General features: G+C 72.5%; 23 protein-coding genes. 20 read left to right on the top strand and 3 right to left on the bottom strand.

What is annotated here, in order from left to right:
- The first annotated feature begins 24 nt into the window (after positions 1-24).
- The 18 genes from ACIQZN_RS33680 to ACIQZN_RS33595 all read left to right on the top strand — a co-directional run bounded on the left by ACIQZN_RS33680 (position 25) and on the right by ACIQZN_RS33595 (position 19,888).
- Positions 25-1,665, top strand: coding sequence for a hypothetical protein (locus ACIQZN_RS33680; RefSeq protein WP_404002295.1), 1,641 nt, complete (start codon positions 25-27; stop codon positions 1,663-1,665).
- Between the two features lie 39 nt (positions 1,666-1,704).
- Positions 1,705-2,880: a Gfo/Idh/MocA family protein gene (locus ACIQZN_RS33675; RefSeq protein ID WP_404002293.1), complete on the top strand. Its 1,176-nt coding sequence runs from the start codon at positions 1,705-1,707 to the stop codon at positions 2,878-2,880.
- 271 nt (positions 2,881-3,151) lie between these two features.
- On the top strand, positions 3,152-4,150 hold the full coding sequence (locus tag ACIQZN_RS33670; RefSeq protein ID WP_404002290.1) for an MBL fold metallo-hydrolase: 999 nt from the start codon (positions 3,152-3,154) through the stop codon (positions 4,148-4,150).
- 62 nt (positions 4,151-4,212) lie between these two features.
- Entirely contained in the window at positions 4,213-5,565 is a 1,353-nt protein-coding gene (locus ACIQZN_RS33665; protein WP_404002287.1) for an ATP-binding protein, read from the top strand.
- A complete protein-coding gene (locus ACIQZN_RS33660) occupies positions 5,562-5,987 on the top strand; it encodes a roadblock/LC7 domain-containing protein (RefSeq protein ID WP_328902912.1) in 426 nt (141 codons plus the stop codon). Before ACIQZN_RS33665 ends, ACIQZN_RS33660 begins: the two co-directional genes overlap by 4 nt.
- Entirely contained in the window at positions 5,984-6,337 is a 354-nt protein-coding gene (locus tag ACIQZN_RS33655; RefSeq protein WP_018105822.1) for a DUF742 domain-containing protein, read from the top strand. The genes ACIQZN_RS33660 and ACIQZN_RS33655 overlap by 4 nt, the downstream gene beginning before the upstream one ends.
- Positions 6,315-6,929, top strand: a complete 615-nt coding sequence (locus ACIQZN_RS33650; protein ID WP_404002283.1) for a GTP-binding protein — start codon at positions 6,315-6,317, stop codon at positions 6,927-6,929. The genes ACIQZN_RS33655 and ACIQZN_RS33650 overlap by 23 nt, the downstream gene beginning before the upstream one ends.
- A complete protein-coding gene (locus ACIQZN_RS33645) occupies positions 6,926-8,200 on the top strand; it encodes a cytochrome P450 (RefSeq protein WP_404002280.1) in 1,275 nt (424 codons plus the stop codon). Before ACIQZN_RS33650 ends, ACIQZN_RS33645 begins: the two co-directional genes overlap by 4 nt.
- Before the next feature lie 104 nt (positions 8,201-8,304).
- On the top strand, positions 8,305-8,703 hold the full coding sequence (locus ACIQZN_RS33640; protein ID WP_404002277.1) for a cell division protein SepF: 399 nt from the start codon (positions 8,305-8,307) through the stop codon (positions 8,701-8,703).
- Between the two features lie 9 nt (positions 8,704-8,712).
- Positions 8,713-9,072, top strand: a complete 360-nt coding sequence (locus ACIQZN_RS33635) for a nucleotide pyrophosphohydrolase (RefSeq protein WP_404002274.1) — start codon at positions 8,713-8,715, stop codon at positions 9,070-9,072.
- A gap of 146 nt (positions 9,073-9,218) precedes the next feature.
- Complete coding sequence (locus ACIQZN_RS33630) at positions 9,219-9,755, top strand: DUF6099 family protein (RefSeq protein WP_404002271.1); 537 nt, start codon at positions 9,219-9,221, stop codon at positions 9,753-9,755.
- Between the two features lie 43 nt (positions 9,756-9,798).
- The gene (locus ACIQZN_RS33625) at positions 9,799-10,722 is read left to right on the top strand and encodes an LLM class F420-dependent oxidoreductase (RefSeq protein WP_404002268.1); all 924 of its coding nucleotides are present in this window, start codon (positions 9,799-9,801) and stop codon (positions 10,720-10,722) included.
- A gap of 13 nt (positions 10,723-10,735) precedes the next feature.
- Complete coding sequence (gene mmuM, locus ACIQZN_RS33620) at positions 10,736-11,656, top strand: homocysteine S-methyltransferase (RefSeq protein ID WP_404002265.1); 921 nt, start codon at positions 10,736-10,738, stop codon at positions 11,654-11,656.
- Positions 11,657-11,772: 116 nt separating this feature from the next.
- Positions 11,773-13,254 (top strand): 3' terminal RNA ribose 2'-O-methyltransferase Hen1, encoded by a 1,482-nt coding sequence (locus ACIQZN_RS33615; protein ID WP_404002263.1) that lies wholly within the window; start codon positions 11,773-11,775, stop codon positions 13,252-13,254.
- Between the two features lie 14 nt (positions 13,255-13,268).
- Positions 13,269-15,845, top strand: a complete 2,577-nt coding sequence (locus ACIQZN_RS33610) for a polynucleotide kinase-phosphatase (RefSeq protein WP_404002327.1) — start codon at positions 13,269-13,271, stop codon at positions 15,843-15,845.
- Positions 15,846-15,923: 78 nt separating this feature from the next.
- Complete coding sequence (locus ACIQZN_RS33605) at positions 15,924-17,156, top strand: arginine deiminase (RefSeq protein ID WP_404002259.1); 1,233 nt, start codon at positions 15,924-15,926, stop codon at positions 17,154-17,156.
- A gap of 127 nt (positions 17,157-17,283) precedes the next feature.
- A complete protein-coding gene (gene argF, locus ACIQZN_RS33600) occupies positions 17,284-18,285 on the top strand; it encodes an ornithine carbamoyltransferase (RefSeq protein WP_404002257.1) in 1,002 nt (333 codons plus the stop codon).
- Between the two features lie 181 nt (positions 18,286-18,466).
- Positions 18,467-19,888 (top strand): amino acid permease, encoded by a 1,422-nt coding sequence (locus ACIQZN_RS33595; RefSeq protein ID WP_404002254.1) that lies wholly within the window; start codon positions 18,467-18,469, stop codon positions 19,886-19,888.
- On the opposite strand, the gene ACIQZN_RS33590 is transcribed toward ACIQZN_RS33595, so the two are convergent.
- On the bottom strand, positions 19,885-20,304 hold the full coding sequence (locus tag ACIQZN_RS33590; RefSeq protein ID WP_404002251.1) for an ATP-binding protein: 420 nt from the start codon (positions 20,302-20,304) through the stop codon (positions 19,885-19,887). The two genes, ACIQZN_RS33595 and ACIQZN_RS33590, sit on opposite strands and share 4 nt — an antisense overlap.
- A 240-nt stretch (positions 20,305-20,544) precedes the next feature.
- On the opposite strand from ACIQZN_RS33590, the gene ACIQZN_RS33585 reads away from it, so the two are divergent.
- Both ACIQZN_RS33585 and ACIQZN_RS33580 read left to right on the top strand, forming a co-directional pair.
- Positions 20,545-21,372 carry an enoyl-CoA hydratase family protein gene (locus ACIQZN_RS33585; RefSeq protein WP_404002248.1) on the top strand — a complete coding sequence of 276 codons (828 nt, stop codon included), beginning with the start codon at positions 20,545-20,547 and terminating at the stop codon, positions 21,370-21,372.
- Positions 21,369-23,654 (top strand): bifunctional salicylyl-CoA 5-hydroxylase/oxidoreductase, encoded by a 2,286-nt coding sequence (locus ACIQZN_RS33580; RefSeq protein ID WP_404002245.1) that lies wholly within the window; start codon positions 21,369-21,371, stop codon positions 23,652-23,654. Before ACIQZN_RS33585 ends, ACIQZN_RS33580 begins: the two co-directional genes overlap by 4 nt.
- Here ACIQZN_RS33580 and ACIQZN_RS33575 read toward each other — a convergent pair.
- Both ACIQZN_RS33575 and ACIQZN_RS33570 read right to left on the bottom strand, forming a co-directional pair.
- Complete coding sequence (locus ACIQZN_RS33575) at positions 23,641-24,084, bottom strand: hypothetical protein (RefSeq protein ID WP_404002242.1); 444 nt, start codon at positions 24,082-24,084, stop codon at positions 23,641-23,643. The genes ACIQZN_RS33580 and ACIQZN_RS33575 overlap by 14 nt on opposite strands.
- On the bottom strand, positions 24,077-24,904 hold the full coding sequence (locus ACIQZN_RS33570) for a GNAT family N-acetyltransferase (protein WP_404002239.1): 828 nt from the start codon (positions 24,902-24,904) through the stop codon (positions 24,077-24,079). Before ACIQZN_RS33570 ends, ACIQZN_RS33575 begins: the two co-directional genes overlap by 8 nt.
- Between the last annotated feature and the right edge of the window lie 33 nt (positions 24,905-24,937).

Here is a 24,937-nt window from a genome sequence, read left to right as displayed (position 1 = left end):
ACGCCACCCACTTGAAGGAGCCCCATGTCCACCCACCTGTCCCGACGCGGTTTCATGGGCGCCGCGGGAATCGCCGGCCTCACCGTCGCGGGTCTGACGACCCTGAGCGCCTGCGGCAGCGGCGCCACCGTCAGCAAGGGCGGCGCCAAGGCGTCGGCCAAGCTCAAGCTCCCGACGTACGTGGCGGCCCAGACCGCCCCCGCCGACCTCGCGGGCAATGCGGCGGGCCTCGACGCGACCTACCTGCGCTACCCGACGAAGCTCACCAAGTCCGTCGCGAAGACCCCCGGCGACGGCAGCCGCATCACCGCCCTCACCGAGACGTTCACCACCCCCGCCCCGCCGCAGGCCAAGAACGGCTACTGGCAGGAGCTCAACAAGCGCCTCGGTGCCCGGTTCGACATGACGATCGTCGTGGACCAGGGCGTCGACGCGTACCTCCAGAAGTTCAACGCGATGATGGCCGGCGGCGACATACCCGACCTGGTCTGGTTCCCGCCGAACCAGGGCATCCAGCGCGTGCCCGAGCTCCTGGACGCCAAGTTCCACGACCTCACCCCCTACCTCTCGGGCGACGCGGTCAAGGCGTACCCGAACCTCGCGAACCTGCCGACCACCGCCTGGAAGACCGCCGTCGTCAACGGCAAGATCCGCGGCGTCACCGTCGCCTACGGCTCGATGGGCCAGGTCTACGTCGTCAACCAGGACTTCTGGAAGCCGGTCGGCGGCGCCGAGTTCACCAGCGCCGAGGACTTCCTCGCCAAGGGCAAGGAACTGCTGGACGTCAAGCGCAACAAGTACGTCCTGGAACCGGCGTACGTGAACCACATCGGCCAGTTCGCCCAGTGGTTCGGCGCCCCGGCGGCCTGGCGCCTCGAAGGCGGCAAGCTCACGCACCAGTACGAGACGGAGGAATACCAGGAGGCCCTGGCCTTCGCCGTCAAGTGCGCCGAGGCCAAGCTCTTCTGGCCGGACCCCAACCTCAGCACCACCATGGAGAAGATGGCCCAGGGCTCCCTCGGCGCCTACGTCCAGTCCTTCCCCAGCTTCCTGGTCGACGCCAAGACGTACGACTTCCCGTTCGGCGTCATCGTGCCGTTCGCCGGCAAGGAAGGCGCCACGCCGCGCTACAGCATGGGCTACGGCTCCGTCGGCTACACCGCGATCAACAAGAAGGCCGACGACAAGCGCGTCAAGATGCTGCTGCGCGTCCTGGACTACCTGGCCGCCCCCTTCGGTACGGAGGAGCGCCTCTTCCTCGACAACGGCATCGAGGGCAAGCACTGGAACCGCACCGCCAAGGGCGACGTCAAGCTCACGTCCAAGGGCAACTCCGAGGCCGTCACCACCGCGATGCCGCTGGCGTTCCTCGCCGCCGGGCCGGAGTACGTCTACCTGCCGGGCCAGGGCGACTTGGCGGGCAAGATCCACGGCTGGCAGGAGGAACTGCTCAAGATCGCCCAGACCAACCCGACGAGCGGCCACTTCTCGGACACGTCCACCAGCAAGAGCCCCTCGCTCACCACCGCCATGAGCGACCTCCAGCTGGACATCGTCGCCGGCCGCAAGCCGGTCTCCGCCTTCCAGGACGGGCTGCGCAAGTGGCGTTCCGGCGGCGGCGACAAGATGCGCGCCGAGTTCGAGGCGTCGCTCGCCGGCAAGTAACCTCCGCCCGCACGACCCGCACCAACTGAAGGGACTCCCGTGTCAGACCTGCGAATCGGCGTCATCGGGCTCGGCCTGCGCCGGTCCATCGCGATGTCGGCCCACCACCCCGGCAAGGGGTCTGCGATCACCGCTGTCTGCGACCTCGACCCGGAGGTGCGCAGCCGCGAGGCCGAGCGCTTCGGCGCCGAGATCGCGGTCGAGGACTACAAGCTGCTCCTCGGCCGGGACGACCTGGACGCGATCATCGTCGCGACCCCGGACGACACCCACGAGACCATCGCCATCGACGCCCTGCGCGCGGGCAAGGCGGTCTTCGTGGAGAAGCCGCTCGGCATCTCCGTCGAGAGCTGCGACAACATCCTGCGCGCCGCGTACGAGACCGGCACCCGGCTCTACGTCGGCCACAACATGCGCCACATGGGCGTCGTCCGGCTGATGCGCGACATCATCGCGCGCGGCGACATCGGCGAGCCCAAGGCCGTCTGGGTGCGCCACTTCGTGGGCTACGGCGGCGACTACTACTTCAAGGACTGGCACGCCGACCGCACCCGCACCACCGGTCTGCTCCTCCAGAAGGCCGCCCACGACATCGACGTGCTGCACTGGCTGGCCGGCGGCTACACGCAGCGCGTCAACGCCCTCGGCGACCTGCTCGTCTACGGGAACCTGCCGCGCCGCGAGCCGGACACCCCGCGCCCCGAGAACTGGCTGCGCGAGTTCGACTGGCCGCCGACGGCCCGCAAGGACCTGCACCACATCGTCGACGTCGAGGACGTCTCGGTGATGAACATGCAGCTGGACAACGGTGTCGTGGCCGCCTACCAGCAGTGCCACTTCACCCCCGACTACTGGCGCAACTACACGGTCATCGGCACCGAGGGCCGGCTGGAGAACTTCGGCGACGGCCCCGGCGACGAGGTCAAGGTCTGGAACACCGGCCCCAGCGGCTACCGTGCCGACGCCGACATCACCTACCGGGTGCCCGAGGCCAAGGGCTCCCACGGCGGCGGCGACAGCCGGATCATGCAGGAGTTCGTCCGCTTCGCCCGCGAAGGGGGACTCACCGACACCTCCCCGGTCGCCGCCCGGATGAGCGTCGCCGCCGGTGTCCTCGCGACCCGCTCCCTGCGCGAGGGCGGCGCACCCCACGAGGTGCCGCCGCTCGACCCGGAGCTGGTCGCGTACTTCGAACGCGGCCAGGTCCGTTCCTGACGGCTGACCCACGGGTCCCCGGCGCACCGCTCCACGCGGTCGCGCCGGGGACCTTTCTGCATCTGTTTTCGGCCATGCTCAGTGGGTAATCAGCCCCTTCCGGTTTGACGGCGCCGTATCCCGTAATGATGACGAAGGCGGCCCGAAGTGGTGTCGTACGGTCACCGCCCGGCTGCCCGTACGGCGGGTCAAGGTCTATTTCAAGCCAATCACGTGCCCATCTGGCCGGGTTCGAACGCGCGACCGGAAACCGGTCGGCATAATCGCGTCCATGTCGATCACGGGTGGGGATGTCGTTGACCTTGGCAGGGGCCTGTACGCCTGGCTCCCGCCGAAGCGTGGCTGGGGGCTGGCCAACTGCGGCCTGCTCGTCTCGTCCCGTGGCGCGCTGTGGATCGACACGCCGTACGACCCGGTGCTCGCCGGCCAGTTCCTCGCCGAGTCCACCAAGCGGCTGCCCGACGGCGTCACCATCGACCGGGTGATCGTCACGCACGCCAACGGCGACCACTTCTGGGGCGCGGGCGTGCTCCCGGACGCCGAGATCATCGTGACCCGCGAGGCCAGGGAGCACATCCACTACGAGCCCTCGCCGCAGCAGCAGCACGCGCTCGTCACCGGCGGCGACCCGGCCACCCCGCTCGGCGCCTACCTCGCCCGCCACTTCGGCCCGTTCGACTGGTCGCAGACCGATCCCGTCCGGCCGACCACCTACTTCACGGGCGAACTCGAACTGAGCCTCGGCGACTACCCGGTGCAGATCACCTCGCTCGCACCCGCGCACACCACTGGCGACCTGATGGTCCACCTGCCCGCCCAGTCCACCGTGTTCAGCGGCGACATCATCTTCTCCTCGTCCGCCGAGCAGCCCGGCGACCACCCGATCCACTGGGAAGGCCCGCTGAGCAACATCATCGGCGCCTGCGAACAGGTACTGGCCACCGGCGCCGAAACGATCGTCCCCGGCCACGGGCCCGTCCTCGACCGGAACGGCGTCCGCGAGCACATCACGTACCTCGAATACATCCAGGAGCGCGCCCACGCCCTGCACGCCGCCGGCGTCCCCTCCATCGACGCGGCCCGCCGGGTCATCGCCGAGGGCCGCTACCCCGGACTCGGCCTGCCCGAGCGGCTGGTGGTCACCATCGGCAGCGAATACCGGCAGCTCGACGGCTCGGAGCGGCGCAGCGTCGTCCAGGTCATGACCGACGTCGCCGCGGTCGCACACGAAGTGGAGCAGGTCAGTGAGCCGGCAGGCAGCGCGGGCTGACCGCGCGGTCCCGCCCCGCGCGCACCGGCGGACCGACCCGACGAGAGAAACGCGGTAACGGCATGGCATGGATCGTCGCACTGATCGCCGTCGCCGCCGCGGTGGCGGGCTTCTCGCGCGCCTACCGGACCGGCCTCCTGGAGCAGCAGGCCGTCACCCGCGCCGAACTCGCCGAACGCCAGGCCAAGGCCGCCGAGGCCCGCACCGCGGCCCTCCTGGACGAGATCCGGCAGCTCGCGCGCAGACGGATACCCGCCGCCGCCCTCGCCCTCTCCCACCCCAGCGCCACCGTCCCCGGACTGCGCGAGGCGGCCGAGGTCGACGGCGGCGCCGCCCTCCTGCTCACCGAGGCCGTCCAGGCCGCGCGGACCGCCGTCCTGGAGGAGCGCGGTCGCGTCGACGCGGCGGCCCGCGCCGCGATGCGCGGCACCTCCGCCAAGATCCAGTCCCTGCTGAACCAGTCCCAGCAGCTGCTGCACGAGCTCCAGCACGAGTACGACGACCCGCGCATCCTCCAGCTCGACTTCCGCAACGAACTCGCGCTGCGCCGCACCCAGTCCACCGCCGTCCTGTGCGACGCCTGGCCCGGCCTCGCCCGCCAGAACTCGCCCCTGGTCGAGATCGTCCTCGGCGCCCAGTCCCGCGTCGCCGGCTACGAGCGGATCAAGGTCTCCAACCACCTGCGCGACGAACGCCTCGCGCTCGCCGCCCGCGCCGCCGAACCCCTCGCCATCGCCCTGGCCGAACTCCTCGCCAACGCCACCGCGTACTCCCACCCCGACACCGACGTCCAGGTCACCGTCCAGCAGAGCGGTGGCCGGGGCGCGTTCCTCGTCGTGGACGACGCGGGCATCGGCATGGACGAGGACGCCCTCGAACGGGCCCGCGCCCTGCTCACCGGACCCGCCGAGGTCCTGCTCACCGAGCTCGGCGACCCGCCGCAGACCGGCTTCGCGGTCGTCGGCCGGCTCGTCGTGCAGTACGGCTTCGAGTGCCACATCGAGGCGTCCCCGTTCGGCGGCATGCGGACGATCCTGCGCGTCCCGGCCCACCTGCTCACCGTGCTGGACGAGGACCGGAACCTCTCCGCCCTCGCCCCCGCACCCGTGCCGGCCGCCGCCCCCGCCCAGCCCGCCCCGGCCGGAACGGACACCCCCGCACCGGACGCCGCCGAGCCCACCGGACTGCCCAGCCGGCGCCGGCGGGCGCCGCGCCGCACACCCGCCCCGGCCACCGCCGCCCGGCCCGCCGAACCGGGCGCCGCGCAGCCCTCCCGTACTCCGGAGGCGGCAGGGGCTTCCTGGGCGGCCCTCCAACAGGGCACCCTCAACGGCAGGAGCGTCACCGGGCGGACCCCCGCACCGGACACCGGCGCCCCCGACCACCAGGACGACCAAGGAGACGACGAGAAGTGAGCGCCCCCAGCCCCACCTCAGGCGACCTCGCATGGGTGCTGACCCCGCTGCTTGAGCTGCCCGGAGTCCAGCACGCGGTGGTCGCCACCGGCGACGGCCTGGTCGAAGGCGCGTCCCCCGGCCTCGACCGGGCCTCCGGCGAACGGGTCGCCGCGATGACCGCCACCCTGCACGCCGCCGCCCGCGCCTTCACGACCGCCTTCACCGACGCAGAGGCCCCGCAACTGGCCCAGACCGTCGTCGAGTCGGACCTGGGCTTCGCCATCGTCGTACCGGCCGGGCGCAACACCACCCTCGCCCTGTTCGCCGAACCCGGCGCCAAACTCGGGGACATCGCCTACCAGATGCAGGTGCAGGTCACCGCGCTCACCCGGGCGATGCACGCACCCGCCCGCCAATCGGACACCGCCGCCCGGCCATGACCCCCGGCCCAGCACGCCGTCTGATCCCCGCCTATCTGGTCACCGGCGGCCGGTCCCGCCCCGCCGGCCCCGCCCTCGACCGGCTCGCCGTCCTCGTACGCACCGACGCGCCCGTGCCCGACGACGCCGGAACCCAGGCCCGCAGACTCTGCGACCTGCTGGAACCGGGTGCCCTCACCGTCGTCGAGTGCGCGGCCCACCTGGACCTGCCGGTCAGTGCCACCGTCTTCCTGGCCACGGACCTCGCGGCCACCGGACTACTGCTCACCCGACCGCCGATACCCAGTGCCGGGCAGATCGACAGGTCGCTTGTCGAGAGGCTGCTCGATGGACTCCGCTCCCTCCCCTGACCGGACCGGCGTCGGCTATCTGCCGGCCGCCGCCCGGACCCTGATGAAACTCGTCGTCACGGGTCCCTTCGGCGTGGGCAAGACCACCCTGATCCGCACCCTCTCGGAGATCGCCACCCTCCACACCGAGGAGGCCATGACCCAGTCCAGCACCCGCGTCGACTCCACCGCCGGACTCCCCGACAAGACCACCACCACGGTCGCCATCGACTTCGGCCGCCTCACCGTCCCCGACGACCTCGTCCTCTACATGTTCGGCACCCCCGGCCAGGAACGGTTCCTGCCGCTGTGGGAGGACATCGCGCGCGGCGCCCTCGGCGCGCTCGTCCTCGTGGACACCCGGCGGCTCGCCGACTCCTTCGCCGTGATGGACATGGTCGAGGAGCAGGGACTGCCGTACGCCGTCGCGGTGAACCGTTTCCCCGACGCCCCCGCACACACCGACGAGGTCCTGCGCACCCACCTCGACCTGGACGACACCACCCCGCTCGTCCAGTGCGACGCGCGTGAACGGCGCGGCAGCATCGACGCCCTGATCGCACTCGCCGAACACGTGCTGACCCGCATGCCGCAGCCCGAGGACGCCTCATGACCACGTACGCACCACCGCCGCAGCCCCTCGCGCTGTTCGGCCCGGCCTTCGCGGCCGACCCCCAGGGCCACTACCGCGCCCTGCGCGCGCACGGGCCGCTCGCACCGGTGCGGATCGCCCCCGACGTCGAGGCACTGCTCGTCACGGACTACCAGGCCGCCATCGACCTGCTCCGCGACACCCACACCTTCAGCAAGGACCCCCGCGCCTGGCAGGCGACCATCGCGCCGGACTCGCCCGTGCTGCCCGTGCTCGGCCACCGCCCCACCGCCCTGTTCAGCGACGGCGCGGTGCACGCCCGCTACCGCGAAGCCATCAACGACAGCCTCGCGCTGATCGAACCGCACATCCTGCGCGCCGAGGTCGCCCGGGTCGCCCGCCAGCTCATCGGCCGGTTCGCCGCCACCGGCAGCGGCGACCTCATCGCCCAGTACGCCCGCCGGCTCCCCATGCACATCTTCGTCACCTGGTTCGGCGCCGACCCCGAGGACGGCGAACGCATCGTGGACGGGGTCGCCGGGATGATGAACTCGGCGGCCGACGCCGCCGCCGCGTACGCCGACCTGGTCGACGTCGTCACCCGGCTCGTCGCCGACCGGCGCGCCCGGCCGCGCCGCGACCTGACCTCGTACTTCCTCGCCCACCCGGCGGGGCTCGACAACGACGAGACGGTACGTCAGATCACCCTGGTGATGAGCGCGGGCAACGACCCGATGACCAACCTCATCGGCAACGCCACGCTCCACATGCTCACCGACGAACGCTACGCGGGCTCCCTGCACGGCGGCGCGATGACCGCCCATGAGGCGATCAACGAGGTGCTGTGGCGCGACCCGCCGATCGCCAACCTGGCGGCCCACTACCCGCGCCACGACACCGAGTTCCACGGCGTCCGGCTGCGCGCCGGACAGCTCGTCCTGGTCTCCTTCGCCGCCGCCAACTCCCAGTCCCCGCCGCCCGTCACCGACGACGGATTCCGGTCCGGGGCCAGCGCGCACCTCGCCTGGTCGGCCGGGCCCCACCGCTGCCCCGCCAAGCAGCCGGCCCTGCTCATCGCGATGACCGCCATCGAACAGCTCACCAGCCTCCTGTGCGACGCGCGGCTCGCCGTGGCGCCCGACGAACTGCTGTGGCGGCCGGGCCCGTTCCACCGCGCGCTGGCCCACCTCCCGATCCGCTTCACCCCGCTGGACACCACCACCGCCCCGAGCGGCGCCATCACGGTCGCGGAGCCCTCGGACGTGATTCCGGCGGCGGCAATCGCTACCTGAGCCGTGTCGCTCGTAGGCCGAACGGGTGAGGGAGGGGACAATCGCCCGATGAACAGTGAGCGCAGCCGGCACAACGCCGACCGATGTGCGGACGGGGTGGTCCGGTGAGCAGGTACGACAGGTACGATGTCACGGACGAGCAGTGGGAGGGGCTGGCCCAGGTCGTACCGCTGCGCAGCCGCAACGAGTGGCCCTCCCGGGTGGACCACCGCTCCGTCCGGGACGAGCCGGAACCGGTCGAGCAGCGGCGCATGGTCGTGCTGCGGGTCCAGGTGTTCGCCGACGCCCGCGAGGTTGCGGAGTACCTGGTCGCCCAGGTGCCGGTGCTGCTCGACCTGACCAGCGCGGAGGCCGATGTGGCCAAGCGCATCCTGGACTTCGCCAGCGGTGTCGTCTTTGGGCTCGGCAGCGGCATGCACCGGGTGGACCGCAATGTCTTCCTGTTGTCGCCCGCCGGTATGGAGGTCGAGGGCGTCACGGCGGCCGGGGTGCCGGGGGCTTAGGAACAGCAGGTGACCGAACTCGACGTACAGACCCTCCAGCGGCGGCTGGCCGCCTTCGCGGACGCGCGCGACTGGGGGCAGTACCACACCCCGAAGAACCTGGCGTCGGCGCTGAGCGTGGAGGCCGCCGAACTCCTGGAAATCTTCCAGTGGCTGACGCCCGAGCAGTCGGCTCGCGTCATGGAGGACCCGGAGACGGCGCCCCGCGTGGCGGACGAGGTCGCGGACGTGCTCGCCTATCTCCTCCAGCTCTGCGAGGCGTTGGGGATCGACGTCCTTTCGGCGCTCGCGGCCAAGATCGAACGGAATGAGTCGCGCTTTCCGGTCCCCGGATCAACGGGCGACCAAGATCGTCACTCTTCGGAGTGATCGACTTGTTCACATTCGATTGAGTGTCCACAGATTTCCGAAATCCTCTGGCGTTTCGGTGCGGTCGCCCTCACTGTGGGTAATGAACGTGGTGAGCGGGTTTTCCGAGGCGACGAGCGGGTTTTCGCATCGAACGGGGGAAGTCGATGGAAGCGGAACGGCTGGTAGCGGTCATCAGGCAGGCGCTGGCGCAGAGCCGGGGCACACCGGACATCATCGCCGAGGCGTGGCAGGCGCAGGCCCTGGCCCAGGCGGTCGGCAGCCGGCTGGCGGCGGCCGGTCCCAAGGAGCTGCGGGCCGAGGCGGGCGCCCTCAGCGAGATCGGGGGCCGGACCAGCGGCGCGCTCGACCACCCGGCGGCCCGCGCCGGGGTGGCCCGCGCGGCGCGGCTGACCGAGGTCACCGATCCCCGCGCGGCGCTGACGGGCCTCGCCGCGCTGCTCGGGGAGGTCGGTATGGCCCTGGTCGGGGTGGCCTGCGAGACCGATGAGCAGGGCCTGTACTGGCAGTGCATGGAGGCGATCGACGCCGCCGACGAGTCGACCGACCGGGTCCGCTCCATGCTCCGGCTGCTGGACGAGCGGGAGCGCGAGCGGCGCGAGGAGCTGGAGCGCGGCCGGGAGCGGGACGGCCCGCACGGCGTGCTGCACGGCCCGGTGGGTCCGGTGACCGGCATTCAGTGAGCGGTACGCGCGCGGGCGGCGTGCGCGGGTGCAGGATGGAGGCATGGATCTTCGCATCTTCACCGAGCCCCAGCAGGGCGCGAGCTACGACACCCTTCTGACCGTCGCCAAGGCCACCGAGGACCTCGGCTTCGACGCCTTCTACCGGTCCGACCACTATCTGCGCATGGGGCAGGGCGACGGCCTGCCCGGCCCCACGGACGCCTGGATCACGCTGGCAGGGCTGGCCCGCGAGACCAAGCGCATCCGCCTCGGCACGCTGATGACGGCGGGCACCTTCCGGCTCCCCGGCGTCCTCGCCATCCAGGTCGCGCAGGTCGACCAGATGTCCGGCGGCCGGGTCGAACTGGGCCTGGGCGCGGGCTGGTTCGAGGAGGAGCACAAGGCGTACGGCATCCCGTTCCCGAAGGAGAAGTTCGGCCGCCTGGAGGAGCAGCTCGCGATCGTCACGGGGCTGTGGGCGACCGAGGTCGGCAAGACGTTCAGCTATGACGGCACGTACTACCAGCTGACGGACTCGCCGGCGCTGCCCAAGCCGGCCCAGTCCAAGATCCCGGTGCTCATCGGCGGCCACGGTGCGAAGCGCACCCCGCGCCTCGCCGCCCAGTACGCGGACGAGTTCAACATCCCGTTCGCCTCGCTGGAGGACAGCGAGAAGCAGTTCGGCCGGGTCCGGGAGGCGGCCGAGGCGGCGGGCCGCAAGCCGGACGACCTGGTGTACTCCAACGCGCTGGTCGTCTGCGTCGGCAGGGACGACGCGGAGGTCGCGCGCCGGGCCGCCGTCATCGGCCGGGACGTGGCCGAGCTGAAGGCCAACGGGCTCGCGGGGTCGCCCGCCGAGGTGGTCGACAAGATCGGTCGGTTCGCGGCGATCGGGGCGTCGCGGATCTACCTCCAGGTGCTCGACCTGGACGACCTGGACCACCTGGAGCTGATCTCGTCCCAGGTCCAGTCCCAGCTGGGCTGAGAGCGGGGCCGCGATGACACCGGGACCCGGCCGGCCCTTGGCCGCCGCGCTGGCCGAGGGCACGGTCCTGCTCGACGGCGGGCTCTCCAACCAGTTGGAGGCCCAGGGCTGCGATCTGTCCGACGCGCTGTGGTCCGCCCGGCTGCTCGCCGACGGACCCGGGCAGATCGAGGCCGCCCACACGGCGTACGTGCGGGCGGGGGCCCAGGTGCTCATCACGGCCAGCTACCAGGCGAGCCACGAGGGGTTCGAGCGGCGCGGAATCGGGCGGGACGAGGCGGCCGCGCTCTTCGCCCGCAGCGTGGAGCTGGCCCGCCGGGCGGCCGGCACGGTGGAGCGGGACGTCTGGGTCGCGGCCTCGGTCGGCCCGTACGGGGCGGTGACGGCGGACGGAGCGGAGTACCGGGGCCGCTACGGGCTCACCGTCCGGGAGCTGGAGCGCTTCCACCGCCCCCGCATCGAGGCGCTGGCCGCCGCCGGGCCGGACGCGCTGGCCCTGGAGACGGTGCCGGACATGGACGAGGCGCGGGCGCTGCTGCGGGTGGCGGGGGAGTACGGGCTGCCGGTGTGGCTCTCCTACACCGTCGCCGGGGGCCGGACCCGGGCCGGGCAGCCGCTGGACGAGGCGTTCGCCCTGGCCCGGGGGCACGACGAGGTGATCGCGGTCGGCGTCAACTGCTGCGACCCCGCCGACGCGGAGGCCGCCGCGCGGACGGCGGTCCGGACGACCGGGAAGCCGGCCGTGGTCTACCCGAACAGCGGCGAGCACTGGGACGCGGCGTCGGGTGCGTGGAGCGGGGCGGCCACGTTCACCCCGGCCCGGCGGGCGGCCTGGGAGGAGGCGGGCGCCCGGTTGGTGGGCGGGTGCTGTCGCGTCGGGCCGGCAACGATCGCTGAGCTGGCAGGGGTGGGAGGCGGCCTGGGAGCCGGATGACGCGGCAGTGGGTGGGGCGGGAGGGGAAGGAGGCGGGAGGGGAAGGGGCGGGGGAGGGGGAGGGGCCCCGGGAAATTGCCTGGTGGGGGAAGGGCGGGCGGATCATACTCAAACGTGTGTTCCTGACGATCAGTACAACCGGCTCCCCGGAACGTCCCGCCACCGACCTCGGGTTTCTGCTGCACAAGCATCCCGAGCGGGCGCAGGCGTTCTCCACCTCCCATGGCACCGCGCACGTCTTCTATCCCGAGGCGTCCGCGGAGCGGTGCACGGCGGCTCTGCTGCTGGAGGTCGATCCCATCGCGCTGGTGCGCAAGGGGAAGGGCAAGGGCCGGGGCGGGGCGCCCGACGCGGCGCTCGCGCAGTACGTCAACGACCGCCCCTACGCGGCATCCTCGCTGCTGTCCGTCGCGATGAGCACCGTCTTCAAGTCCGCGCTGAGCGGTGCCTGCAAGGCGATGCCCGAGCGGGCGGCGGCCCCCATGGAGCTGCGGATCGAAGTGCCCGCCCTGCCGGCCCGTGGTGGTGCCGAGCTGGTGCGCAAGCTCTTCGGTCCGCTCGGATGGACGCGGGTGGAGGTGGAGGCCGTACCGCTGGACGAGACGTTCCCGGAGTGGGGCGACTCGCGGTACGTACGGCTGGTGCTCGAAGGCGAGCTGCGGCTCGCCGACGCGCTGCGCCAGCTGTACGTGCTGCTGCCGGTCCTCGACGACGCCAAGCATTACTGGGTGGCGCCCGACGAGGTCGACAAGCTGCTGCGCGCGGGTGAGGGGTGGCTGGCGGAGCACCCCGAGCACAAGCTCATCACCAGCCGGTATCTGGCGCGGCGCTGGGGGCTGACCCGGCAGGCGATGGAGCGGCTGGAACTGGTGCGGCTCGCGGAGGCGGACGACCTCGACGTCGAGAGCGTCGACAACGCCGTGGACGAGGGCTCCGACACCGAGGAGCGTCCCGTGCCGCTGGCCGTCCAGCGCCGCGACGCGATCCTGGCCGCGCTCACCGCCGCCGGGGCGGGCCGGGTGCTCGACCTCGGCTGCGGACAGGGCCAGTTGGTGCAGGCACTGCTGAAGGACCCGCGCTTCACGGAGATCATCGGCCTCGACGTGTCCGTGCGGGCCCTGACGATCGCCTCGCGCCGGCTGAAGCTGGACCGGATGGGGGAGCGGCAGGCGTCCCGTGTGACGCTGCGCCAGGGTTCCCTGACCTACACGGACAAGCGGCTCAAGGGATACGACGCCGCAGTGCTCAGCGAGGTCATCGAGCACCTGGACCCGGAGCGGCTGCCCGCCCTGGAGTTCGCCGTGTTCGGCTCCGCGCGCCCCCGCACGGTGCTCGTGACCACGCCCAACGTCGAGTACAACGTCCGCTGGGAGACGCTTCCGGCCGGCCACACCCGCCACGGCGACCACCGCTTCGAGTGGACCCGGGCCGAATTCCGGGCCTGGGCCGAGGAGGTGGCCGCACGGCACGGGTACGCCGTGGAGTACGTGCCCATCGGCCCGGACGACCCCGAGGTCGGCCCGCCCACCCAGATGGCCGTGTTCACGACGGGCACCGCCACCACCGACGAGACCCAGAAGGAGGCGAAAGCCGCATGACCACCGAAGACCGCATGACCACCGAAGACACGGGGCGCGCCCCGCACCGCACCCTCCCCGTCACCGACCTCTCCCTCGTCGTGCTCATCGGCGCCAGCGGGTCCGGCAAGTCCACCTTCGCGCGGCGGCACTTCAAGCCGACCGAGGTCATCTCCTCGGACTTCTGCCGGGGCCTCGTCGCCGACGACGAGAACGACCAGAGCGCCAGCAAGGACGCCTTCGACGTCCTGCACTACATCGCGGGCAAGCGCCTCGCCGCCGGCCGGCTGACCGTCGTGGACGCCACGAACGTGCAGCCGGAGGCCCGGCGCCAGCTCGTACGCGTGGCCCGGGAGCACGACGTGCTGCCCATCGCCATCGTGCTCGACCTGCCCGAAGAGGTCTGCCTCGCCCGCAACGCCGCCCGCCCGGACCGCGCCGACATGCCCCGCCACGTCATCCAGCGCCACCGCCGCGAGCTGCGCCGCTCCCTGCGCGGCCTGGAGCGCGAGGGCTTCCGCAAGGTGCACATCCTGCGCTCCGAGGACGAGGTCGAGCAGGCCGAAGTGGTCTTGGAGCGCCGCTACAACGACCTGCGCCACCTCACCGGACCGTTCGACATCATCGGCGACATCCACGGCTGCAGCTCCGAGCTGGACACCCTCCTCGGCAAGCTGGGGTACGTGGACGGCGCCCACCCCGAGGGCCGCACCGCGGTCTTCGTCGGCGACCTCGTCGACCGCGGCCCCGACAGCCCCGGCGTCCTGCGCCGCGTGATGTCGATGGTGGCCGAGGGCAACGCGCTGTGCGTTCCCGGCAACCACGAGAACAAGCTCGGCCGCTACCTCAAGGGCCGCAAGGTCCAGCTCACCCACGGCCTCGCCGAGACCGTCGAGCAGCTGGAACGGGAGGACGCGAAGGACTCCGAGTTCCGCAAGCAGGTCGGCGCGTTCATCGACGGGCTCGTCAGCCACTACGTGCTGGACGGCGGCCGGCTCGTCGTCTGCCACGCCGGGCTGCCCGAGAAGTACCACGGCCGCACCTCCGGCCGGGTCCGCTCGCACGCGCTGTACGGGGAGACCACGGGCGAGACCGACGAGTTCGGGCTGCCCGTGCGCTACCCGTGGGCCGAGGACTACCGGGGAAGCGCCGCCGTGGTCTACGGCCACACGCCCGTGCCCAACACCTCGTGGATCAACAACACCATCTGCCTGGACACCGGTGCGGTCTTCGGCGGGAAGATGACCGCGCTGCGCTGGCCGGAGCGCGAGCTCGTCGACGTACCGGCGGAGCAGGTCTGGTACGAGCCGGTGAAGCCGCTGGAGACGGAGGCGCCCGGGGGCCGGGAGGGCCGGCCGCTGGACCTGGACGACGTGCAGGGCCGCCGGATCGTGGAGACCCGGCACATGGGCCGCCTCGCCGTCCGCGAGGAGAACGCGGCCGCCGCCCTGGAGGTCATGAGCCGGTTCGCGGTCGACCCCCGGCTGCTGCCCTACCTGCCGCCGACCATGGCGCCCACCGCCACCTCCCGCGAGGACGGCTACCTGGAGCACCCGGCCGAGGCCTTCGGCGAGTACCGGGCGGCCGGTGTGGCGAAGGTGGTGTGCGAGGAGAAGCACATGGGCTCCCGCGCCGTGGCGCTGGTCTGCAAGGACGCCGCCGCGGCCCGGGAGCGCTTCGGCACCGCGGACACCGGCGACGGCGGGCCCACCGGCGCGCTGTACACCCGCACCGGACGCCCGTTCCTCGACGACTCCGCGCTCACCGAGGCGGTGCTCGGACGGCTGCGCGCGGCCGTGACCGCGGCCGGGCTCTGGGAGGAGTGGGGTACCGACTGGGTGCTGCTCGACGCCGAGCTCATGCCCTGGTCCCTGAAGGCGCGCGGCCTGCTCCGCTCGCAGTACGCGGCCGTGGGCGCCGCCTCCGGCGCGGTGTTCCCCGCCGCCACCGGGGCCCTCGCGGCGGCCGCCGCGCGCGGCGTCGACGTGGGCGCGCTCGCGGACCGGCAGCGGGAGCGGGCGGAGGACGCGGCGGCGTTCACGGAGGCGTACCGGCGCTACTGCTGGGGCACCGACGGGCTGGACGGCGTGCGCCTCGCGCCGTTCCAGATCCTCGCCGTACAGGGCCGCTCCCTCGCTTCCGTACCGCACGACGAGCAGCTGGCCTGGCTGGACCGGCTGGTCGAGCACGACCCCACCGGGCTGCTCCAGGTCACCCGGCGGCTCGTCGTGGACACCGCCGACGAGGCGTCCGTCCGCGCGGGCACCGACTGGTGGCTGGAGATGACCGGCCGGGGCGGCGAGGGCATGGTCGTCAAGCCGCTCGGCGCGCTCGTCCGGGATGCCAAGGGACGCCTGGTGCAGCCCGGGATCAAGGTGCGCGGCCGGGAGTACCTGCGGATCATCTACGGCCCCGAGTACACCCGCCCGGACAATCTGGACCGCCTCCGCGGCCGCTTCCTCGGCCACAAGCGCTCGCTGGCCCTGCGCGAGTACGCCCTCGGCCTGGAGGCCCTGGACCGGCTCGCGGATGGGGAGCCGCTGTGGCGGGTCCACGAAGCGGTCTTCGCCGTCCTGGCGTTGGAGTCGGAGCCGGTGGACCCCCGGCTCTGAGGACGCGTCGGGCCGGGCCGGCAGAACAGGCTGGCGATTCGCCGGGTGAACGGCGCGCCGCGCGGTGAGGATGTGGGCATGGGATTCCATGTCGACTCCGAGGCCGGGCGGCTGCGCCGCGTCATCCTGCACCGCCCCGATCTGGAACTGAAACGGCTCACGCCGAGCAACAAGGACGCGCTCCTCTTCGACGACGTGCTCTGGGTGCGCCGGGCCCGCCAGGAGCACGACGGCTTCGCCGATGTGCTGCGCGACCGGGGCGTCGAGGTGCACCTCTTCGGCGACCTGCTCCGCGAGGCGCTGGAGACTCCGGTCGCCCGGCGCCTCGTGCTGGACCGGGTCTTCGCCGAGAAGGAGTACGGTCCGCTCGCCACCGAGCATCTGCGGGCCGCCTTCGAGGAGTTGACGGCGGCCGAGCTGTGCGAGGCGCTGGTCGGCGGGATGACCAAGCGGGAGTTCCTGGAACGGTACAAGGAGCCGGTCTCGGTGCGCTTCCACGTCATGGACCTGGACGACTTCCTGCTCGGGCCGCTCCCCAACCACCTGTTCACCCGGGACACCTCGGCGTGGATCTACGACGGCGTCTCGATCAACGCCATGCGCTGGCCCGCCCGGCAGCGCGAGACGGTCCACTTCGAGGCGATCTACCGTCACCACCCGCTGTTCACCGGGCCCGAAGCGGGCGCCTTCCACCACTGGTCCGAGGGGCAGGACGACTACCCCTCCACCATCGAGGGCGGCGACGTCCTCGTCATCGGCAACGGCGCCGTGCTCATCGGCATGAGCGAGCGCACCACCCCGCAGGCCGTCGAGATGCTGGCCCGGGGGCTCTTCGACGCGGGCTCGGCCCGGACCATCGTGGCGCTGGACATGCCCAAGAGCCGGGCCTTCATGCATCTCGACACCGTGATGACCATGGTCGACGGGGACACCTTCACCAAGTACGCGGGCCTCGGCATGCTCCGCTCGTACACGATCGAGCCCGGCGACGGGCCGCGCGACCTCAAGGTCACCGACCATCCGCCCGAGCAGATGCACACCGCCATCGCCGAAGCGCTCGGTCTCGGCTCGATCCGGGTGCTCACCGCCACCCAGGACGTCCACGCGGCCGAGCGGGAGCAGTGGGACGACGGCTGCAACGTGCTGGCCGTCGAACCCGGCGTCGTCGTCGCGTACGAGCGCAACGCCACCACCAACACGCATCTGCGCCGGCAGGGCATCGAGGTCATCGAGATCCGGGGCAGCGAGCTGGGCCGGGGCCGGGGCGGTCCGCGCTGCATGAGCTGCCCGGTCGTGCGGGACGCGGTGTGACGGGACGCGGTGCGACGGGCGGCGGGGCATCCGTACCGCGAGACGGCTCTGTATACCGATGCATTGCGTCGTATAGGGTTCCAGCGTTACGGTATGCGTCCCCCCGTCCGACCCAGGAGCAGTCACCATGGCCATAGACCTCGCAGGCCGCCACTTCCTCAAGGAGCTGGACTTCACGGCCGCGGAGTTCCGCGGCCTGATCGAGCTGGCCGCCGAGCTCAAGGCCGCCAAGAAGTCGGGCACGGAGACGCGGCGGCTGCGCGGCCGGAACATCGCGCTGATCTTCGAGAAGACGTCGACCCGCACCCGGTGCGCGTTCGAGGTCGCCGCTGCCGACCAGGGCGCCTCGACCACGTATCTCGACCCCTCCGGCTCCCAGATGGGGCACAAGGAGTCGGTCAAGGACACCGCGCGCGTCCTCGGCCGGATGTTCGACGGCATCGAGTACCGGGGCGACAGCCAGGCGGCCGTCGAGGAGCTGGCGGCGTACGCCGGGGTGCCGGTCTTCAACGGGCTGACCGACGACTGGCACCCGACCCAGATGCTCGCCGACGTGCTGACGATGACCGAGCACAGCGAGAAGCCGCTGGAGGAGATCGCGTTCGCCTACCTCGGCGACGCCCGCTTCAACATGGGCAACTCCTACCTGGTCACCGGCGCCCTGCTCGGCATGGACGTCCGCATCGTCGCGCCCAAGGCGTACTGGCCGGCCGAGACGGTCGTCGCCGAGGCCCGCGCGCTCGCCGAGAAGTCCGGCGCCCGTGTCACGCTCACCGACGACGTGGCCGAGGGTGTGCGCGGCGCGGACTTCGTCGCCACCGACGTCTGGGTCTCGATGGGCGAGCCCAAGGAGGTCTGGGGCGCCCGCATCGCCGCGCTCGGGGCGTACGCCGTCACGATGGACGTGCTGCGGGCGACCGGGAACGCCGGGGTGAAGTTTCTGCACTGCCTGCCCGCGTACCACGACCTCGGCACCGGGGTGGCGCGCGAGATCCACGAGCGGCACGGGCTGAAAGAGCTGGAGGTCAGCGACGAGGTGTTCGAGTCCGAGCACTCCGTCGTCTTCGACGAGGCGGAGAACCGCATGCACACGATCAAGGCCGTGCTCGTGGCGACGCTGGCCGCCTAGCGGCCCGGCGACCCGCATGTTCATACATCCAATTGGGTGAATATGCGGACAGGTGTCTATGATGGTCCCGATTGGTGGGGTTCGAGCTCGCACGCTCGAACCCCCTTTTCGTGCGCGCGACGGCCCCCACCGCCCGAGCCGCGCCTCCCCCCACGCGTACCACCGGAAATGAGACACCGCCGTGAGCCCCCTGCGCCTCCCCGGCCCCCCGCACCGCGTCAAGGACCCGCACCGGCTGATCGCCGAATCGGGCGCCGACCTGGAGGGGCACGGCCTCAAGCGCACCATGGGCCTGTTCCAGCTGGTGTGCTTCGGGATCGGCGCGGTCGTCGGGACCGGCATCTTCGTGGGCCTGTCCGACAGCGTGGCCGAGGCCGGGCCCGCCGTCGTGGTCTCCTTCGTCCTCGCGGCCGTGACCTGCGTCTTCACGGCGTTCTCGTTCGCCGAGCTGGGCAGTGCCATTCCCGTCTCCGGCAGCTCGTACTCCTTCGCCTACGCCACGCTCGGCGAACGCCTCGCCTTCCTCGTCGGCTGGTGCCTGCTCCTGGAGTACGGCGTCTCGGTCTCCGCCGTCGCGGTCGGCTGGAGCCAGTACGTCAACGAACTTCTCGACAGCCTCTTCGGCCACCAGCTGCCCGCCGCCCTCTCCGCCGGACCGGCCGACGGCGGCGTGATCAACCTGCCCGCCGTGATCGTGGTCATGATGGCCGCGACGCTGCTGGTGCGCGGCGTACGGGAGAGCGCGACCGCCACCGCCGCGATGGCCGTCCTCAAGCTGGTCGTGCTGGCCCTGTTCTGCGTCATCGCGTTCACCGCGTTCGAGCGCGGCAACCTCACCCCGTTCGCCGCGCATGGCGCGGGCGGCGTCACGGCGGGCGCGTCGCTGGCGTTCTTCTCGTACATCGGCTTCGACGCGATCACCACGGCGGGCGAGGAGGTCAAGAACCCCCGGCGCAACATCCCGCTCGCGATCATGATCTGCATCGGCCTGGTCACGCTGCTCTACTGCGCGGTCGCCCTCGCCGCGATCGGCGCGCTCGGCCCGGACGCCGTCTCCGACAAGCCCGCCGCGCTCTCGCTGATCGTCGACCAGGTCACCGGCTCGTCCGTGGGCGGCGGCGTCATCGCCTTCGGCGCGGTCGTCGCCATCGCCTCGGTGGTCCTCGCGGTGATGTACGGGCAGACCCGCATCCTCATGTCCATGTCCCGCGACGGCCTGGTCCCGAGGGTCTTCGAGCGGGTCTCGCCGCGCACCGCGACCCCGGTCGCCAACACCTGGATCGTCGCCGTCGTCTTCGCGGTCCCGGCGGCCTTCTCCTCGCTCGGCATGGTGGTGAACCTGACCACCATCGGCACGCTCGCCACCATGGTCGCCGTCAACGCCGCCGTTCTCGTGCTGCGCCGCCGCAACCCCGAGGTGCGCGGCTCCTTCCGGGTCCCGCTCTACCCGCTGAGCCCGCTCATCGGCATCGGCTTCTGCGTCTACCTGATGTACGGCACCGGCTGGACGACCTGGGTCCAGTTCGCCGTGTTCCTCGCGGTCGGCGCCCTCGTGTACGCGGTGTACGGGCACCGCCGCTCACGGCTGGCGACGAACGCCTAGACCGGCGGCAGCCGGAACCACACCGCCTTGCCGCGCTCGGTCGGGCGGTGACCGCAGGACGAGCTGAGCGTGCGGATCAGCAGCAGCCCCCGGCCGTGCTCCTGCCACGGGTCCGGTACGTCACCGGGCTCCGGGCGGGACAGGTCGCCGGGCGGGGCCGGGTCGCCGTCGTGCACCTCCACCTGGCAGCCCGCAGGAAGCAGCTCGACCACCAGCTCTATCGGGTCGTTGCCCGGGGTGTGCTCCACCGCGTTCGCGACCAGCTCGGCGGTCAGCAGCTCGGCGGTGTCGCTGTCGGCGGGCGCGTCGATGTCCGTCAGCACCGAGCGGATCAGCGCGCGGGCGATCGGCACGGCGGCCGTGGAGTGCGGCAGGGTGATGCGCCAGGAGGGGGGTGGCGGTCCGTCGGGGGGCACGAGGGGTTTCCGTTCGGGTGAGCGCGGCGGGTCCTGGGCTCAGACGGTTCCGCGCTCAAGACTTCTTGGGTCCAACCTTACGAAGCGGGGCGACGGCGACAAGGGCCTGCGGTCCGGCACAGAGGGGGACGTTCGTCACTGGATCCACCCGCCGATGTATCGCGTACTCGTGACGGGAGTCACGTAACGGTGATAAATTCTGGGTCAGGCAGCAGCGACGGCCGAAGGGGATACCCCGCCATGAGCCCGTTCACCGGCTCCGCACCGCGTACGCAGCACTGGCGCCACCTGCGGGTCACCGTCGAGGAGGGCGTCGCGACCGTCACCCTCGCCCGGCCCGAGAAGCTCAACGCCCTGACCTTCGGCGCCTACGCCGACCTCCGCGACCTGCTGGCCGAGCTGGCCCGGGAGCGCTTCGTGCGGGCCCTGGTGCTGGCCGGCGAGGGGCGCGGCTTCTGCTCCGGCGGCGACGTGGACGAGATCATCGGCGCGACGCTCGCGATGGACACCGCCCAGCTCCTGGACTTCAACCGGATGACCGGCCAGGTCGTCCGCGCGGTCCGCGAGTGCCCCTTCCCCGTCGTCGCCTCCGTGCACGGGGTGGCCGCCGGGGCCGGCGCCGTCCTCGCCCTCGCCGCCGACTTCCGCGTCGCCGACCCCACCGCCCGGTTCGCCTTCCTCTTCACCCGGGTCGGGCTCTCCGGCGGCGACATGGGCGCGGCCTATCTGCTGCCCCGGGTCGTCGGCCTCGGTCACGCCACCCGCCTCCTGATGCTCGGCGAACCGGTCCGCGCCCCCGAGGCCGAGCGCATCGGCCTGATCAGCGAGCTCACCGACGAGGGCGACGCGGACAAGGCCGCCGCCGCGCTCGCCCGCCGCCTCGCGGACGGGCCCGCGCTCGCCCTCGCCCAGACCAAGGCGCTGCTCACCGCCGAGCTGGACATGCCGCTGGCCGCCGCCGTCGAGATGGACGCCGCGACCCAGGCCCTCCTGATGCACGGCGAGGACTACGCCGAATTCCATGCCGCGTTCAGCGAGAAGCGGCCGCCCGCCTGGCGCGGCAAATGACCGCCGGCGGCCCGCACCGGATCGCGGTCATCGGCGGCGGCCCCGGCGGGCTCTATGCGGCGGCCCTGCTCAAGCGCCTCGGCCCCGACCGCGAGATCACCCTCTGGGAGCGCAACGCCCCCGACGACACCTTCGGCTTCGGCGTCGTCCTCTCCGACGAGACCCTCGGCGGCATCGAACACGCCGACCCCGTCGTGCACCGCGCCCTCCAGCGCGAGTTCGTCCGCTGGGACGACATCGACATCGTGCACCGGGGCCACACCCAGACCTCCGGCGGCCACGGCTTCGCCGCCCTCGGCCGCCGCCGGCTCCTGGAGATCCTGCACGAACGCTGCGCCGGGCTCGGCGTCGACCTCCGCTTCCGTACGCAGGCCCCGCCCGCCGCCGAACTCGCCGCCACGCACGACCTGGTCATCGCCGCCGACGGCGTGCACAGCGCCACCCGCGACGCCCACGCGGAGAGCTTCCGGCCCCGGATCACCGGACACCGCTGCCGCTACATCTGGCTCGCCGCCGACTTCGCCCTGGACGCCTTCCGCTTCGAGATCGCCGAGACCGGGTACGGCGTGATGCAGCTGCACGCCTACCCCTTCTCGCAGCACGCGTCCACGGTCATCGTGGAGATGCGCGAGGAGGTCTGGCGGGCGGCCGGCTTCGACGTACCCGACCCGGCCGAGTCCATCCGCCAGTGCGCCAAGGTCTTCGCGAACGCCCTCGGCCACCGGCCGCTGCGCTCCAACAACTCCGCCTGGCTCACCTTCCGTACCGTCGTCAACGCGCACTGGTCGCACGAGAACACCGTGCTCATCGGGGACGCCGCGCACACCGCGCACTTCTCCATCGGCTCCGGCACCAAGCTCGCCGTGGAGGACGCCCTCGCGCTCGCCGCCTGCGTCGAGGAGCAGCCCTCGCTGCCCGTCGCGCTCGCCGCGTACGAGAGCGAGCGGCGGCCCGTCGTGGAGTCGACGCAGCGCGCGGCGGCGGCCAGCCTGCGCTGGTTCGAGGAGCTGGGTACATACGTGGACCAGCCGCCGCGCCAGTTCGCGTTCAACCTCCTCACCCGCAGCCGCCGCGTCACCCACGACAACCTCCGGCTGCGCGATCCGGCGTTCACGGCCGGGGTGGAGGAGGAGTTCGGCTGCCCGCCGGGCACCCCGCCGATGTTCACGCCGCTGCGGCTGCGCGGCCTGGAGCTGCGCAACCGCGTCGTCGTCTCGCCGATGGACATGTACTCGGCCACCGACGGCGTCCCCGGCGACTTCCACCTCGTCCACCTCGGCGCCAGGGCGCTCGGCGGCGCCGGGCTCGTCATGACGGAGATGGTCTGCGTCAGCCCCGAGGGCCGCATCACCCCCGGCTGCACCGGCCTCTACACCGACGAACAGGCAGCCGCCTGGACCCGGGTCACCGACTTCGTGCACACCGCGTCCCCCGGCACCGCGATCGGCGTCCAGCTCGGCCACTCCGGCCGCAAGGGCTCCACCAAGCTCATGTGGGAGGGCATCGACCAGCCCCTGGACCACGGCAACTGGCCGGTGACCGCCGCCTCGCCGCTGCCGTACGCGCCCGGCGTCAACCAGGTCCCGCACGCCTTGGACCGGGCCGGTCTGGACGAGGTCCGCGAGCAGTTCGCCGCCGCCGCCCGGCGCGCCGACGCCTGCGGCTTCGACCTCCTCGAACTGCACTGCGCGCACGGCTATCTGCTCTCCGGGTTCCTCTCGCCGCTCACCAACCGGCGCACCGACGCCTACGGCGGACCGCTCGCCCACCGCCTCCGCTTCCCGCTGGAGGTCTTCGACGCGGTCCGCGAGCGGTGGCCCGACGACCGGCCGATGACCGTCCGGATCTCCGCCACCGACTGGGCGGAGGGCGGCACCACCGCCGAGGACGCCGTGGAGATCGCCCGCGCGTTCGTCGCGCACGGGGCCGACGCCATCGACGTCTCCACCGGCCAGGTCGTCCCCGGCGAGCGGCCCGAGTACGGGCGGTCCTACCAGACCCCGTACGCGGACCGCATCCGCAACACCCTGTGCGTGCCGGTGATCGCGGTCGGCGCGATCTCCTCCTGGGACGACGTCAACTCGCTGCTCCTCGCGGGCCGCGCCGACCTCTGCGCCCTGGCCCGCCCCCACCTCTACGACCCGCACTGGACGCTCCACGCGGCCGCCGAGCAGGGCTACACCGGCCCGGGCGCCCCCTGGCCCCTCCCGTACCGCGCGGGCAGCCGCACCCCGCCCACGGGCCGCACTGACGCCCCGAAGCCGCGCCTCACTCTGGGCTGACCTCCGGGGCGACCGGCAGGCACTCGTGGCACAGGCACGGGTCCGGGTGCGGGGCCCCGTGGTGGGTGTTCCGGCCCAGGCGCGCGATCCGCTCCAGGAACTCCGCCCACTCCACCGCCTCCTCCCTCGACCACACGAGCCGCTCCTCGCACCGCCGGAGCACGGCGGGGGAGTACACCAACTGGGCCCGGAAGGTGTGCAGGTGGCGCGTTCCGGTGTCGATGGTGATCCAGTGACCGGTGTGCCGGCCGTGGCCGACCGCCGTCAGCTGCTCGTTGCCCATGCCGGGGTACGTGTCGACCACATAGACCTTCGCGCCCGCCCGGAACGCCTTGGTGCCGGAGCGGAACTCCTGGCCCAGCTCCCCGTACCGCCGCCACCGCACGACGTTCGCCGCGACCAGCCAGCGCGGCTCGGGCGCCTCAGCCATGGTCCGGCTCCGCGCCGACCACCAGCCGGTCCGCGATCGCCCGGAAGCCGATGCGCCGGTACACGCCGTTGCTCGTCGGGTTCGCCGGGTCCGCGAACAGCAGGACGTGCTCCGCGCCCCCGTCCAGCGCGGCGCGGGCGACCCGGGCGGTGACGGCGGCGGCGTAGCCCCGGCCCCGGTGCTCCGGCGGGGTGTAGACGGCGACGACGCGGACCGCTCCGGCGACGCGCGGCGACACCACCGCCATCGAGACCGGGGCGCCGCCGTCCTCCCAGAGCGTCAGCCCGTCCCCGCTCAGCCGCCGGTCCGCCGCCGCCTCGGCGCCCGTGTCCGGGTGCCCCAGGTCGGCGGCGAAGCCCCGGTGCCAGCGCACCAGCAGCGCCCGGTCGCCGGGGACCGCGCGCCTCGGCCCGCCCGGGGGCGCCGGGCGCGGCGGGACCAGCCCGTCCAGCCGGTACAGCCGGCGCTCCTCCTCGACGCGGTGGACCGGCCAGTGCGCGGCCACCGCGAGGGCGGTCGCCCGGTCCGCGTTGGCCGAGGTCAGCGGGCGGGCGGCGAGCAGCGCGGCGACCGCGTCGGGGGTGAGCCCGTCGAGGAGCGGCGGCCGGGGCGGGGTCTGCACCAGGGTGCCCGCCACCTCCCCGTCCGGCCCGCGCCACCAGCCCAGCACCGGGGCCGGTGCGCCCTCACCACCGGGGACGCGCCCGCGCAGGGCGGCGGTGACGGTGAGCGGCACGGTGTGCTCGGCCGGGCGGGCGGAGAGCCAGGCGCCGGCCGCGTCGAGGAAGACGCCGGGGTCATCGGTGAAGGTCCAGCTCATGGACCCGCATTCTGCCGCGCCCGGTCCCGGCCC

The organism is Streptomyces sp. NPDC097595 (assembly GCF_044761525.1).
In the GTDB taxonomy this organism is placed as follows: Bacteria; Actinomycetota; Actinomycetes; order Streptomycetales; family Streptomycetaceae; genus Streptomyces; species Streptomyces drozdowiczii_A.
The sequence above is the reverse complement of the archived record's forward strand: the minus strand, read 5'-3'. Positions and strand labels throughout refer to the sequence as shown.

Bases quoted from the DNA above. Each gene is read 5' to 3' on its own strand.
- ACIQZN_RS33680 (WP_404002295.1), top strand. From the start codon at position 25: ATGTCCACCCACCTGTCCCGACGCGGTTTCATGGGCGCCGCGGGAATC.
- ACIQZN_RS33670 (WP_404002290.1), top strand. From the start codon at position 3,152: ATGTCGATCACGGGTGGGGATGTCGTTGACCTTGGCAGGGGCCTGTAC.
- ACIQZN_RS33665 (WP_404002287.1), top strand. From the start codon at position 4,213: ATGGCATGGATCGTCGCACTGATCGCCGTCGCCGCCGCGGTGGCGGGC.
- ACIQZN_RS33655 (WP_018105822.1), top strand. From the start codon at position 5,984: ATGACCCCCGGCCCAGCACGCCGTCTGATCCCCGCCTATCTGGTCACC.
- ACIQZN_RS33650 (WP_404002283.1), top strand. From the start codon at position 6,315: ATGGACTCCGCTCCCTCCCCTGACCGGACCGGCGTCGGCTATCTGCCG.
- ACIQZN_RS33645 (WP_404002280.1), top strand. From the start codon at position 6,926: ATGACCACGTACGCACCACCGCCGCAGCCCCTCGCGCTGTTCGGCCCG.
- ACIQZN_RS33630 (WP_404002271.1), top strand. From the start codon at position 9,219: ATGGAAGCGGAACGGCTGGTAGCGGTCATCAGGCAGGCGCTGGCGCAG.
- ACIQZN_RS33625 (WP_404002268.1), top strand. From the start codon at position 9,799: ATGGATCTTCGCATCTTCACCGAGCCCCAGCAGGGCGCGAGCTACGAC.
- mmuM (WP_404002265.1), top strand. From the start codon at position 10,736: ATGACACCGGGACCCGGCCGGCCCTTGGCCGCCGCGCTGGCCGAGGGC.
- ACIQZN_RS33610 (WP_404002327.1), top strand. From the start codon at position 13,269: ATGACCACCGAAGACACGGGGCGCGCCCCGCACCGCACCCTCCCCGTC.
- ACIQZN_RS33605 (WP_404002259.1), top strand. From the start codon at position 15,924: ATGGGATTCCATGTCGACTCCGAGGCCGGGCGGCTGCGCCGCGTCATC.
- argF (WP_404002257.1), top strand. From the start codon at position 17,284: ATGGCCATAGACCTCGCAGGCCGCCACTTCCTCAAGGAGCTGGACTTC.
- ACIQZN_RS33585 (WP_404002248.1), top strand. From the start codon at position 20,545: ATGAGCCCGTTCACCGGCTCCGCACCGCGTACGCAGCACTGGCGCCAC.
- ACIQZN_RS33580 (WP_404002245.1), top strand. From the start codon at position 21,369: ATGACCGCCGGCGGCCCGCACCGGATCGCGGTCATCGGCGGCGGCCCC.
- ACIQZN_RS33575 (WP_404002242.1), bottom strand. From the start codon at position 24,084: ATGGCTGAGGCGCCCGAGCCGCGCTGGCTGGTCGCGGCGAACGTCGTG.
- ACIQZN_RS33570 (WP_404002239.1), bottom strand. From the start codon at position 24,904: ATGAGCTGGACCTTCACCGATGACCCCGGCGTCTTCCTCGACGCGGCC.